Source organism: Stenotrophomonas sp. pho (assembly GCF_006228405.1).
GTDB lineage: Bacteria > Pseudomonadota > Gammaproteobacteria > Xanthomonadales > Xanthomonadaceae > Stenotrophomonas > Stenotrophomonas sepilia.
The window spans coordinates 734,512-747,075 of the sequence record NZ_CP029759.1 but is presented as its reverse complement, the minus strand read 5'-3'; the positions used below and the strand labels follow the sequence as shown (position 1 = coordinate 747,075).

11 protein-coding genes and 1 pseudogene are annotated in these 12,564 nt (G+C 68.1%); 3 read left to right on the top strand and 9 right to left on the bottom strand.

Annotation, left to right across the window (positions count from 1 at the left end):
- Positions 1-51 precede the first annotated feature (51 nt).
- The 6 genes and pseudogenes from DL544_RS03385 to DL544_RS03360 all read right to left on the bottom strand — a co-directional run bounded on the left by DL544_RS03385 (position 52) and on the right by DL544_RS03360 (position 5,182).
- Positions 52-545, bottom strand: a pseudogene (locus DL544_RS03385) (TPM domain-containing protein).
- The gene (locus DL544_RS03380) at positions 545-1,432 is read right to left on the bottom strand and encodes a TPM domain-containing protein (protein ID WP_139726748.1); all 888 of its coding nucleotides are present in this window, start codon (positions 1,430-1,432) and stop codon (positions 545-547) included. Before DL544_RS03380 ends, DL544_RS03385 begins: the two are co-directional and overlap by 1 nt.
- Positions 1,433-1,435: 3 nt before the next feature.
- Positions 1,436-2,056, bottom strand: coding sequence for a LemA family protein (locus tag DL544_RS03375; protein WP_139726747.1), 621 nt, complete (start codon positions 2,054-2,056; stop codon positions 1,436-1,438).
- Between the two features lie 561 nt (positions 2,057-2,617).
- Entirely contained in the window at positions 2,618-3,778 is a 1,161-nt protein-coding gene (locus tag DL544_RS03370; protein WP_139726746.1) for an MFS transporter, read from the bottom strand.
- 225 nt (positions 3,779-4,003) lie between these two features.
- Entirely contained in the window at positions 4,004-4,753 is a 750-nt protein-coding gene (locus tag DL544_RS03365) for a TerC family protein (protein WP_005415336.1), read from the bottom strand.
- A 33-nt stretch (positions 4,754-4,786) separates the two neighbouring features.
- The gene (locus DL544_RS03360) at positions 4,787-5,182 is read right to left on the bottom strand and encodes a diacylglycerol kinase (RefSeq protein ID WP_005415335.1); all 396 of its coding nucleotides are present in this window, start codon (positions 5,180-5,182) and stop codon (positions 4,787-4,789) included.
- 211 nt (positions 5,183-5,393) lie between these two features.
- Between DL544_RS03360 and DL544_RS03355 the strand changes: the two genes are divergently transcribed.
- Complete coding sequence (locus tag DL544_RS03355; protein WP_065186813.1) at positions 5,394-6,095, top strand: SGNH/GDSL hydrolase family protein; 702 nt, start codon at positions 5,394-5,396, stop codon at positions 6,093-6,095.
- Between the two features lie 231 nt (positions 6,096-6,326).
- Here DL544_RS03355 and DL544_RS03350 read toward each other — a convergent pair whose 3' ends face one another.
- The 3 genes from DL544_RS03350 to DL544_RS03340 form a co-directional block, all read right to left on the bottom strand.
- On the bottom strand, positions 6,327-7,598 hold the full coding sequence (locus DL544_RS03350) for a sensor histidine kinase (protein WP_065178739.1): 1,272 nt from the start codon (positions 7,596-7,598) through the stop codon (positions 6,327-6,329).
- 153 nt (positions 7,599-7,751) lie between these two features.
- Complete coding sequence (locus DL544_RS03345) at positions 7,752-8,465, bottom strand: response regulator transcription factor (RefSeq protein WP_002811889.1); 714 nt, start codon at positions 8,463-8,465, stop codon at positions 7,752-7,754.
- An 87-nt stretch (positions 8,466-8,552) separates the two neighbouring features.
- The gene (locus DL544_RS03340) at positions 8,553-9,197 is read right to left on the bottom strand and encodes an arylesterase (RefSeq protein ID WP_053500077.1); all 645 of its coding nucleotides are present in this window, start codon (positions 9,195-9,197) and stop codon (positions 8,553-8,555) included.
- A gap of 74 nt (positions 9,198-9,271) precedes the next feature.
- Between DL544_RS03340 and DL544_RS03335 the strand changes: the two genes are divergently transcribed.
- Together DL544_RS03335 and DL544_RS03330 are read left to right on the top strand one after the other, a co-directional pair.
- Positions 9,272-9,919, top strand: a complete 648-nt coding sequence (locus DL544_RS03335; RefSeq protein ID WP_005415330.1) for an ABC transporter ATP-binding protein — start codon at positions 9,272-9,274, stop codon at positions 9,917-9,919.
- Positions 9,916-12,432, top strand: coding sequence for an ABC transporter permease (locus DL544_RS03330; RefSeq protein ID WP_139726745.1), 2,517 nt, complete (start codon positions 9,916-9,918; stop codon positions 12,430-12,432). The genes DL544_RS03335 and DL544_RS03330 overlap by 4 nt, the downstream gene beginning before the upstream one ends.
- The last annotated feature ends 132 nt before the right edge of the window (positions 12,433-12,564 follow it).

Here is a 12,564-nt window from a genome sequence, read left to right as displayed (position 1 = left end):
GGAAGGTGCCTTGCGGTTGAACGTCTATTCTCGGGCCAGTGCCGCCCCGGCTCAACCAAGGATCTGCGGCGAGTTCGGCAACGCGTCATCGTTCGACCGCGTCGAGGCCGGAAAGTGCCCTTCGATCAGGCTGGAGACCTCGTCGATGGCATCCTGCAGCGCTTCCACCGGGTTGGAACCACGCAGGCCCTCGCGCAGATGGGTGCAGACCCGCTGCCACTGCGCTGGGCTGACCCGGCCATGCAGGCCGCGGTCGGCGACGATCTCGATGGCATGGTCGGCCAGCAGCAGGTAGATCAGCACGCCGTTGTTGTGGGCGGTGTCCCAGGTGCGCAGGCGTGCGAAGGCATGCTCGGCGGCCTGCCTCGGGTGACCTTGTGCCACAACGCGGCCAGCGGCAGATCAGCCTCCACCGCAAACATCACCTGACCGCCGTGGCGCTGCTCACCGGCCGCGATGGCCTCGGTGATCGCCTGCAGCGTGGCTGGCGGGAACGCGCGACGTACCGACGGCGAACATACATGACGGAACAGACGTTGGATCATCACCAGCCTCCCGAAGCGCCACCGCCACCGGAACGGCCACCGCCGCCGCCCCAGCCGCCACCACCGCCGAATCCACCACCACCGCCGAAGCCGCCGCCCCCGCCCCAGCTGCCGCCGCCCCAGCCACCACCGCCGGCAAAGCGCCCCGGGTGGCCGGACAGCATCGCCACGATCAGGCCAACCACGCCGGCCAGGCCACTGGCCAGCAGGGTGGAGGTGAACAGGAACGCCGCCACGGCTGCGCCAGCGCCGCCGAGCAGGCCACGCAGCGGGCGCGGCACGCGCGCGAACACGCCGCGCAGGATGCTGCCGGCGAACACACCGATGAACAGCGCCAGGAACCAGGTATCGCCGCCGCCACCCGGCTCGCGCCCACGATGACCACTGACCGGTGCCGGCAGCGTTTCGCCATCGATCAGCTTGACCAGCACGGCGGTGGCATCGGTGATGCCCCCGGCGTAGTCGCCGGCGCGGAAACGCGGCACCAGGTATTCCTGGATGACCCGGTTGGCGATGGCATCGGGAATCGCGCCTTCAAGACCGTAACCCGGCTCGATCCGCACGCGCCGGTCGTCCTTGGCCACCACCAGCAGCACGCCGTCATCCACGCCCTTGCGGCCGATCTGCCACTGGTCGAAGACCCGCGTGGTGTACTGCGCGATGTCCTCCGGCTGGGTGCTGGGCACCACCAGCACCTGCAGCTGGCTGCCCTTGCGCTGCTGCAGTTCAATCGCCTGCTGCACCAGCGCTTGCTTCTGCGTGGCGTCCAGCGTGCCGGTGGTATCGACCACGGGCGAATCCAGCGCCGGAATCGGCGCCAGCTGCTGCGCCTGCGACGCCAGCGGCAGCCACAGCAGCAGGGCCAGCAGCGCAGTGGCCAGGCGCATGGGTCAGTGGCCCGGCTGCGGTGCCGGCTGCTGCTGCGGCGCGTTGCCGAAATCGACCGCCGGCGCGTTGGAAATCTGCGCTTCGTTGTCCACGGTGAAGTTCGGCTTGGTCTTGTAGCCGAAGAGCTTGGCGGTGATCACCTGCGGGAACGAGCGGATGTAGGTGTTGTAGTCCTGCACCTGCTGGATGTAACGGCCACGCGCGACGGTGACCCGGTTCTCGGTGCCTTCCAGCTGGGCCTGCAGGTCGCGGAAGTTCTGGTCGGACTTCAGCTGCGGATAGTTCTCGGTGACCACCAGCAGCCGCGACAGCGCGCTGCCCAGTTCGCCCTGGGCCTGCTGGAACTGCTTGAGCGAGGCTTCGTCGTCGGCGTTGACGTTGATCTGGCCGACACGCGAACGGGCGTTGGTCACTTCGGTCAGCACGCGCTCTTCCTGGCTGGCGAAGCCCTTCACGGTCTGCACCAGGTTGGGCACCAGGTCGGCGCGGCGCTTGTACTGGTTGATGACCTCCGACCAGCTGGCCTTGACCGCTTCATCCTTCTGCTGGATGGCGTTGTAGCCGCAGCCGGACAGCAGGGAGGCCAGCAGCATCAGGGGCAGGACACGGGTGAACAGGCGCATGGCGGAGGTTCCGGGTGGACTGGGCACCGAGCATGCCATGGTTCGGGTGAAAGACCGGCCATCGGGCGCTGCCCCCTCCGCGGTGTGGTCCAGCCAGCTCGGGGTGGGCCGGGAGGGTGGGGCGGCTGGGGGCCGCTGCAAGTACGTCCATGTAAGCTCGGTCGCCGCATCCATGCGGCTCACGCCCCCAGCCGACCCACCCTCCCGGCCACGGACAATTTCCTGCGCACCGCGGGAAGATCAAAAGAAAAATCAAAAGCAAAAGCCGGTTCTTCAGGCATTCGTGTCGACCAAGGTCGACACCTACCAAAGCAGAACGCCGTTCCGACCGATCGCGGCAATCTGTCGGAGGCGGGGCGGTGTGGGTTGGCAGGACCGTTGGCGCCATGGATGGCGCCATCGAGCCCCCATGGATGGGTTCACGGCGTGTCCTGCCAACCCACACCGCCCCGCCCAACCCTCAGAAAACCAGCGCCGGCTGTTGCGGTTGCTGTTGCTTCGGCGGTTGCCTTCGCCTTTAGCGGGTGCAGGGCTGCAAGCCCTGCCGGAATCCAACACCCCTCAGCAGGCCTCGACCACCGCAGTGCGGGGACGCCCAAGCCATGCCAGCAGCAGGCCCGACGCGGCCAGCAGGCCACCGGCCACCGGAATCGCGGCGTAGCCCAGTCCCGAGCTGATCACCGCACCACCCAGCGCAGCACCTACCGCATTGCCCAGGTTGAATGCACCCACGTTGATCGACGACGCCAGGCCCGGCGCCTCGCTGGCCACCTGCATCACCCGGATCTGCAGCGGCGGCACGAGGGCGAAGGTCGCCGCACCGAACAGCAGTACACCCAGCGCCGCGGTGGCGTGGCTCATGAAGGCCAGCGGCAGCACGAACATCAGCACCGCCAGGACGGCCAGCAGGATCCGTGTGGCGCCATCGAGCGACCAGTCAGCCATGCGTCCACCGATGCCGTTGCCGAAGGTGAAGCCGATGCCGATCAGGGCCAGCGACATTGCGATGAAGGCATTGGAGGCGCCGGTCAATTCGGTCAGCACCGGTGCGACGTAGGTATAGAGGGTGAACATCGCACCCGCACCAAGCACGGTGGTGGCCATCGCCAGCAGCACCTGCGGCTGCAGGATCGCCTTCAGTTCGCGGCGCACGTCCGGGCGCGGCCCCGGTGCAGATGCCGGCAGCGCGAAACCCAGCGCAGTGATCGCAACCAGGCCCAGCACTGCGGTACCGGCGAAGGACAGGCGCCAGCCCAGCTGCTGCCCCACCCAGGTCGCCAGCGGCACGCCGCCGATGTTGGCGATGGTCAGGCCCATGAACATGGTGGCCACGGCAGCGGCCTGCTTTTCCTTCGGCACCAGGCTCGCAGCGACCACCGCACCGATGCCGAAGAAGGCACCGTGGTTGAGGCTGGTGACCAGGCGCGACAGCAGCAGCATCCCGTAGTTCGGCGCCAGCGCAGACAACAGATTGCCGGCGACGAAGATCGACATCAGCAGCATCAGCGCGGTGCGCTTGCCGAAACGCCCCATCAGCAGGGTCATCACCGGCGCGCCCAGCATCACGCCCACGGCATAGGCGGTGATCAGCATGCCCGCAGTGGGGATGCCAACGCCGACGCCGTCGGCGATGACCGGCAACAGGCCCATCGGGGCAAACTCGGTGGTTCCGATGGCGAAGGCGCCAACGGCAAGCGCCAGCAAGGCGGCTCTGGAATTCATGGGGGGTCCTGGGGGCGGGAATCGGGAGTGCGTAGCCTGCGCGCTTTGCTGCGCCGGATTAAGCCTCGCCCCGGGAAAACACTGTTGATCCTGGTTCACAAGTGGAAGCCGGAACGCAGCCACAAGTGCAAAAACCACAATGCCGTTGCAGAACCGACCTCGCCCCCACAACGCAGAACCCCCGGAATGCCGGGGTTCTGAGGGACTCACACGCCAGTGGCGCGCTTACCAGTTGCCGGCGCCCGGCACGTTGTGCTCGCGGGCGCGGCGGCGCATCAGCAGGTTCAGCCACTCCACCAGCACCGAGAAGCCCATCGCGGCGTAGATGTAGGGCTTGGGCACGTGCACGTCCAGGCCGTCCAGGATCAGCACCGCGCCGATCATCAGGATGAAGGCGAGCGCCAGCATCTTCACGGTCGGGTTGGCATCGATGAAGCGGCCCAGCGGGTTGGCGGCCAGCAGCATCACCATCACCGACAGCAGGATCGCGGCGACCATCACCGGAATGTGGTCGGCGATGCCGACGGCGGTGATCACCGAGTCCAGCGAGAACACGATGTCGATCACCGCAATCTGCGCGATCACGTAGCCGAACACGGCCGAGGCCTTGGTGGTGCTGGGATCTTCATCCTCGCCACCGCTGATCAGTTCCTTGATCTCCATGCAGCCCTTGATGATCAGGAACAGGCCGCCAACGATCAGCACCAGGTCGCGGATGGAGATGCCCATGCCGGCCACGGTGAACAGGTTTGCCGCCATGTGCGCCAGGTAGGCCAGCGATACCAGCAGGCCGATGCGGGTAATGCAGGCCACCGCGATGCCGAGCTTGCGGGCGAACGGGCGGCGCTCTTCCGGCAGCTTGCTGACAGCAATGGAAATGAACACCAGGTTGTCGATGCCGAGCACGATTTCCAGCGCGCTGAGCGTGAACAGGGTCACCCAGGCATTGGGGTCGGCGAGGAACTCAAAGGACATGGAAACTCTTCAAGGCAGTGGGGGAATGGGGTTTCAGCCGTAGTTGCCGGCCAGCGCGTGCGGAACCACGACCAGCGCCCAGCACAGCAACACGTTCATCATCAGCACGAACACCGCCGCCGAGCCCATGTCCTTGGCGCGGCCGGCCAGCTCGTGAATCTCACTGCCGTAGCGTTCGATCACCGCTTCGATGGCCGAGTTGGCCAGCTCCATCGCCAGCACCAGCAGCATCGAGCCGATCAGCAGCGCGCGTTCGACCGGCGTCTGGCCCAGCCAGATCGCAATCGGCGTCAGCAGGATCAGCAGGTAGACCTCAAGCCGGAACGAGGACTCGTGCAGCCAGGCAGCGCGCAGGCCCTGCCAGGACCAGCGGGCGGCCTGGAAGATGCGGCGCGGGCCGCGCGGCAGGTGGCCGAACTGATCAGCCACGGGTGGAACATCCAGCAACGGGGGCGCGGCGCAGCGACCGCTCAGACGCACGGCAGGGAATCATGGGTGCACAGGAATAGGCAGATGGCGGCCATTTTGCCACAAGGCCGCCAACCGCAGCCCGCGCCGGCCCGCTGAACGGCCTGCCAGGGGCAAGCAACGGCCCGGGCATGCTCCTATGATGGATGCCCCTTGCCTGCTGGAGCGCCTGATGTCCCGTCGCCGTACCTGCCTGTTGATGCTGGGCCTGCTGACTGCCGCACCGCTGGCCCAGGCGCTGAGCCCGGCCGAGTCGCCCCGGGTGCCAGAACAGGTCTCCAACGCGGCCTGGGCCGGCGACATGGCCCGCTTCGCCAGCGCCGACCAGTCCACCCCGCCGCCGCGCGGTGGCATCGAGTTCATTGGCAGCTCCTCGATCCGCTTCTGGGAGAGCCTGGCCACCGACTTCCCTGGCCAGCCAGTGTTCAACCGCGGCTTCGGCGGCTCGGAAGTGCGCGACAGCACCTGGTACGCCGACCGCATCGTGGTGCCGTATGCGCCATGCAAAGTGTTCTTCTACGCGGGCGACAACGACCTCAACAGTGGCCGCAGCGCCGTGCAGGTGCGCGACGACGTGGTTGCCTTCGTGCAGCGCGTGCACCGCGACCTGCCGAAGACCAAGGTGGAGTACCTGTCGATCAAGCCGAGCCCGTCGCGCGCGCACCTGCTGCCGGCGATCAACGAGGCCAACACGCTGATCAAGGCCGCGCTGGCCAAGCTGCCCAACACCGGTTTCACCGACATCTACACGCCGATGCTCGGCGCCGACGGCCAGCCGGATGCGACGCTGTTCCGCGAGGACATGCTGCACATGACCCCGGCCGGCTATGCGATCTGGACCAGGGCGCTGGCGCCGAAGGTCAACTGCAACTGAGCAACCCCATCCACGCATGGCGTGGATCTACTGCGGATCGCGGGAAACTGTCGAAGGCGGGGCGGTGTGGGTTTGCAGGACCGTTGGCGCCATGGATGGCGCCATCGAGCCCCCATGGACGGGTTTACGGCGTGTCCTGCAAACCCACACCGCCCCGCCATTCCACGGAATGCCCGCTTCTGATGTTGATGTTGCCTCGGCGGGTGCCGGGCGCAGCCCGGCAAAATCCCTCTACCGGAAGATCACCGTAGCCTCGGTGCCCTTGCCCGGCTCGCTGGCCAGGCTGACCTTCCAGCCGAAGCGGTCGCACAGCCGGCGCACGATCGACAGGCCCAGGCCGGTGCCCTGCGGACGGCTCGGCTCGGCGCGGTAGAACGGTTCAAACGCGCGCGACAGCGCCTCGGCGGACATGCCGATGCCGGTATCGCGCACCACCACCCGGTCATTGAGCACGTGCACGTCGATACGCCCTTCGTCGGTGTAGCTGCAGGCATTGCGCACCAGGTTGCTGACCACCACCTGCAGCACCCGCGGCGGTGCGTGCAGCTGTACCGGGCCGTCGCCGTGCAGGTGCACCGATACGGGCCGGTTGCCCAGCAGCTCGTTGGCGTTGTCCACCTCGTAGCGGACGATGTCGTTGACGTCGAACAGCTCGATCTGCGGTTCGACATCGGCCTCGCGGGCCAGGATCAGGAACGCATCGATCACCGCCTCCATGTCACGGCCTGCACGCTGGATGCGCTGCAGGCTGCGGCGCAGGCGCGGCTGCAGGGTTTCATCGCCAAGGGCCATGTCGCTGGCCACGCGGATGACGGTCAACGGCGTGCGCAGCTCATGGCTGGCATCACGGGTGAAGTTGCGCTCGCGCGCCACGTGCGCGCTGACCCGGTTGGCCAGCGAATGCAGTGCGGCCGCCAGCTGGCGGGTCTCGCCCTGCATGTCCGCCGGCAGCTTGTTCGGCTCCAGATCGGCCGCTTCGGGGTGGCCCGGGTCCCAGCGCGAGACGCGCCGCGCCAGCCAGTTCACCGGCGACACCAGTCGCTTGGAGGCACGGTAGGTGACCCAGCTGGCGCCATACACCGCCAACAGGGTCAGCAGCACCGGCACGATGCCGAACCAGAACGCCAGCATCTCCGCGCGCGAGCGCAGGAACACCAGGTACAGGCGACCGGCAGGGCGCACGTCGACCAGCACCAGCTGGTCGTCCTGGGGCAGCTCGTGGAAGCCAGGCTCCAGGGTGCGCAGGTTGGCCGGCAATGACAGTGCCGACTGCCCGCTTTCCAGCAGGTAGCCGCGGATGTTGTGGGTGTTGGGCGGCGGCTGCACCGGCGACGCCTCGTGCAGCGTCCAGTAATAGGCCGCTTCCTCGCGCAGGGCGGCGCCGACCAGGCTGTGCTTGATCACCAGCGAGACCAGCCAGGCACCGAGCAGGATGCCCAGGCTGGCCAGGACTGCCTGCAGGATGAAGGCGATACGGATCTTGCGCGGCAGGCCGTGCGGCATTGCGGGGTCCCGGTCAGAGCGCTGCGATTATAGGCAGCGCGCTGCGCCGTAGTCGTGCACGGACGCTGACCGGCGGCAGCGCCGGCCGGTCATCCGTGCCCGGTGCGGGGTCGTTGCCCGGCCGGGCCTGATGCTGCACAGGCCGGGCCCCGATCAGGCCATCGGCTGGGCAATATCGGCAATGCGATAGCCGGCGCTCTGCACAGTGTGCAGCAGCGGACGGTCGAACGGCTTGTCGATGATCTTGCGCAGGTTGTACAGATGGCTGCGCAGGGTGTCCGAATCCGGCAGGCCATTGCCCCAGATCTCGCGTTCGATCTCCTGGCGGGTGACCACGCGCGGCGATTCGCGCATCAGGATGGTCAGCAGGCGCAGGCCGATCGGCGACAGCTGCAGCTCGGTACCGGCACGGGTAGCCCGCATGCTGACCGGATCGAGCACCAGGTCGGCGACCTTCAGCACCTCCGAACCGACCTGGCGGCGTTCGCGACGGATCAGCGCGCGCAGGCGGGCTTCCAGCTCCTGGATCGCGAACGGCTTGGTCAGGTAGTCATCGGCACCGAACCCGAGGCCGGTGAGCTTGTCGTCCAGCGTGTCGCGTGCCGTGAGCATCAGCACCGGCGTGGACTTGCGCGCATCGTTGCGCAGGCGACGGCACACTTCAATGCCATCCAGGCGCGGCAACATGAGATCGAGCACCACGACGTCATAGCTGTTCTCCGCCGCGAGGCGGTAGCCATCCAGGCCGTCCTGTGCATAGTCGACTTCGAAGCCGCGACCTTCCAGGTATTCCCCGATCATCTCGGAGATGTTGCGGTTGTCTTCGACCACCAGCACCAAGCCGGAGGTCTCCTTCGTCTGACGCATGTGATTCCCTCTAACTTCAGCTTTGTGAAACATGCCGGATCGACGGTGGACGCGATGTGAAGTTCCGTCAAGAGGTACACAAACGGTTCAGAGCAGCGGCCTGAGCAGCGGCCAGACGTTGTCCAGCACCTTCGGCTGCGCCTGCGCCGTGGGGTGCAGGCCGTCGCCCTGCATCATGCCCGGCTGCAGGGCCACGCCCTCCAGCAGGAACGGCAGCAGCGGCACCTTGTACTGCGTGGCCAGCGCCTTGTAGGCCGCGGCCAGGCGCTGGCGGTAGGCCGGTCCGTAGTTGGGCGGCACGTCGATGCCCAGCAGCAGCACCTTGGCACCGGCCTTCTGGCTGGCCTGCACCATTTTTTCCAGGTTGCCCTGCACCTGCGCCGGGGTCAGCCCGCGCAGCGCGTCATTGCCGCCCAGCGCGATCACCACCACGGTCGGCTTCTCCCTGGCCAGCAGGCCCGGCAGGCGGGTCAGCGCGCCGGCGGTGGTTTCCCCGCTCATGCTGGCGTTGACGATGCGCGCCGGGGTTTTCGACTGCTGCCTGACCCGCTGTTGCAGCAAGCTGACCCAGCCGGCGTCGGCAGGGATATTGTGGGCGGCACTGAGGCTGTCGCCGAGCACCAGCACGGTGCCAGCCGGACCTTTGGCACAGGCCAGCCCCGGCAACAGCAGGAACCCTAGCAGCAGCACCATCATCGCGCCGGCTCGCCGGCTCCATCCCGTCTTGCGCATTGGAGTCTCCTCATCGACAGCCTGTCCCCCGCAGCGCGCCCGTCGCCATCGCCGTCGACCAGGTCGGCAAATCCGTGCAGGGCCCGGAGGGTGAAGTCCACATACTGGACAACATCACCCTGACCGTCCATGAAGGCACCAGCGCGGCCATCGTCGGCGCCTCCGGTTCGGGCAAGACCACCCTGCTCGGCCTGCTGGCCGGGCTGGACCTGCCCAGTCGGGGCCGCATTGCGCTGTCGGGCCAGGACCTGGGCGACCTCGATGAAGAAGCGCGGGCCCAGCTGCGCGCGCGCGAGGTTGGCTTCGTGTTCCAGAGCTTCCACCTACTGCCGGCGCTGACCGCCGCCGAGAACGTCGCGTTGCCACTGGAACTCGCCGGGCGCGAGGATCGCACGCGGGTCGATGAAGTGCTGGCGCAGGTCGGCCTCTCCCATCGCGCCCGCCACTACCCGCGCCAGCTGTCCGGTGGCGAGCAGCAGCGCGTGGCACTGGCGCGTGCCTTCGTCACCCGGCCGCGCATCCTGTTCGCCGACGAACCGACGGGATCGCTGGACCATGCCACCGGCCAGCACGTCAGCGACCTGCTGTTCGAACTCAACGCCGGCAGCGGCACTACCCTGGTACTGGTCACCCACGACATGCGCCTGGCGCAGCGTTGCCAGTACATCCATCGTATCGACGACGGTCGCCTGCTGCCGGTCGAGCGTGGGGCACAGGCATGAACGTGCTGCGCCACGCGTGGCGCGCACTGCGCCGCGAGGCGCTGGCCGGCGACCTGCTCACCGTCTTCGCCGCACTGGTGCTGGGCGTGGCGGTGATGACTGCGGTGGGCACGCTGGTGAACCGGGTCAACCTGGCGCTGACCGGCAGCGCGGCGGAAATGCTCGGTGGCGATCTCGGCATCGCCGGGCGTGATGACCCGCCGCAGGCATTCGCCGACGAGGCACAACGGCGTGGACTGGCCTACACCCGCATCGCCAGCTTCGGCAGCGTGCTGTTCAACGGCGACGCCAGCCAGATGGCCAGCATCAAGGCGGTGCAGGCGGGCTATCCACTGCGCGGCACGCTGCGGGTACGGGCCACGCCCGGCGGTACGTTGATCACCGATGCCGGCATGCCACCTAAGGGCCAGGCCTATGCCGACCCACGCCTGCTGCAGGGGCTCGGGCTGAAGGCCGGCGATGATCTCGAGTTCGGCGCCGGCACGCTGCGCATCGCCGGCATCATCGAGGCCGAACCGGATACCGGCGGCGACCTGCTGACGCTGTCCCCCACCCTGCTGGTCAACCGCGCCGATGTGGAAGGCACGGGACTGCTTGGCCCCGGCAGCCGCATCAACTACCGGCTGATGTTTGCAGGACCACCCGGGCAGGTCGCGTCCCTGCGTGAGTGGCTGCTGCCACAGGTGAAGGGCCTGCGCCTGCTGAGCGTGGATGACACCCAGCGCGGCGTGCGCCAGGCCTTCGATCTGGCCGGGCGCTTCCTCGGCCTGAGCGCGCTGCTGGCGGTGCTGCTGGCGGGCGTGGCCACCGCATTGGCGGCCAACCGCTTCGCGCTGCGCCGCATCGACCAGGTGGCGATCCTGCGCTGCCTGGGTGCGCGCCAGCGCGACATCCTGCTTGGCCTGGCACTGCAGCTGCTGATGCTGGCGGTGCCGGCCTGTGCGCTCGGCATCGGCCTGGGCATGGCCGCGCAGGAAGGCCTGGTGCAGGTACTGGGCAGCCTGGTGCCGCAGCGCCTGCCGTTGCCCGAGGCGATGCCTGCGCTGACCGGCGCCGGCATCGGCCTGTTGCTGCTGTTCGGTTTCGGCCTGCCACCGCTGCTGCGCCTGCGCGGGGTGCCGCCGATGCGGGTGCTCAACCGTTCCTTCGCTGCCCTGCCGCCGGCGTCACTGCTGGCCTATGTGGCAGCGCTGGCGGCCAGCCTGCTGCTGGCGGTACAAGTCACCGGCGACCTGAAGCTGGCGTTGTGGGTGCTGGGCGGCCTGGCCACGCTGGCACTGGCCGCCGGGGTGGTCGGCTTCGTGCTGCTGCAACTGCTGCGCGGCCTGCAGCACCGCCTGCACGGCCACTGGCGGCTGGGCCTGGCCGCGCTGACCCGGCGCCGGATACTGGCGGTAATGCAGCTGGTCGGGCTGTCGCTGTCGCTGTGCGCGCTGCTGTTGCTGGCCGTGACCGGCCCCGGCCTGCTGCAGCAATGGCGCGAGCGCCTGCCGGCGGACACGCCCAACTACTTCCTGATCAACATCCAGCCCGAACAGCGCGACAGCGTGCTGGCCACGCTGCGTGGACTGGGCGCCGGTGACGCCAGCATCGAACCGATGGCCACCGGCCGCCTGATCGCGATCAATGGCAAGCCACCGCTGCGCGTGGACCGCGAGCCCGGTCAGGACGGACAAGCGGCACAAGGCGAAGGTCAGCGCGATGACGATGACGAGAACCGGCCACTGAATTTCAGCTGGCGCAGCACGTTCCCGCCGGCCAATACGCTGGTCAATGGCACGTTCTGGAAAACCGACAGCACCGCACCGGAAGCCTCGGTGGAAATCGGCTGGGCCAAACGCTACGGCCTGTACCCCGGCGACCGCATCACCATTGCGGTGGGCGAGCAGGAGCGCGAGTTCACCGTCACCAGCGTGCGCAAGGCGGACTGGAACACCTTCCGGCCGAACTTCTTCGTGTTGCTGAACCCGAATGCGGTGGGCGAAACCCCGCACAACCTGCTGTCGGCCTTCCATCTGCCGGCCGGCAAGGCGGCGGGCCTGGGCGAACTGGTGCGCGCGCAGCCGAACCTGTCGCTGCTGGACGTGGATGCGGTGATTTCGCAGGTGCGCGATGTGATGGAGCGCGTGGCGCAGGCGGTGCAGCTGGTGATGGTGTTCAGCCTGCTGGCCGGCGTGCTGGTGCTGCTGGCCGCGCTGCAGGCCACCGCCGGCGAGCGCCGCTACGACAGCGCGGTACTACGCACCCTGGGTGCGACCCGGCGCCAGCTGCGCGGTGCGGTGCTGGTGGAGTTCGGCGCGCTGGGTACGCTGGCGGCGATGCTGGCGGTGGGCGCAGCGGCTGCCATCGGCGTGGCGGTCTCGCAGAAGGTGTTCGAGCTGCCGTTGCTGCCGCCGTGGCCAGGGCTGCTGATCGGCGGCGTAGTCGGCATCGGTTTGAGCCTGTTGGCGGGTTGGTGGGGTACGCGGGCGATCCTGCATACGCCGCCGGCATTGGCGTTGCGCGAGGCCTGAATCGGTTGCGCCTCCGGACGGCGTGCCGAGCAGGCTCGGCACTTGCCGGTAGATCCACGCCATGCGTGGATGCGGGAAAGCGTGTGCCGAGCAAGCTCGGCACCTGCCAAAAGCACATGACGGCGTTGCCAG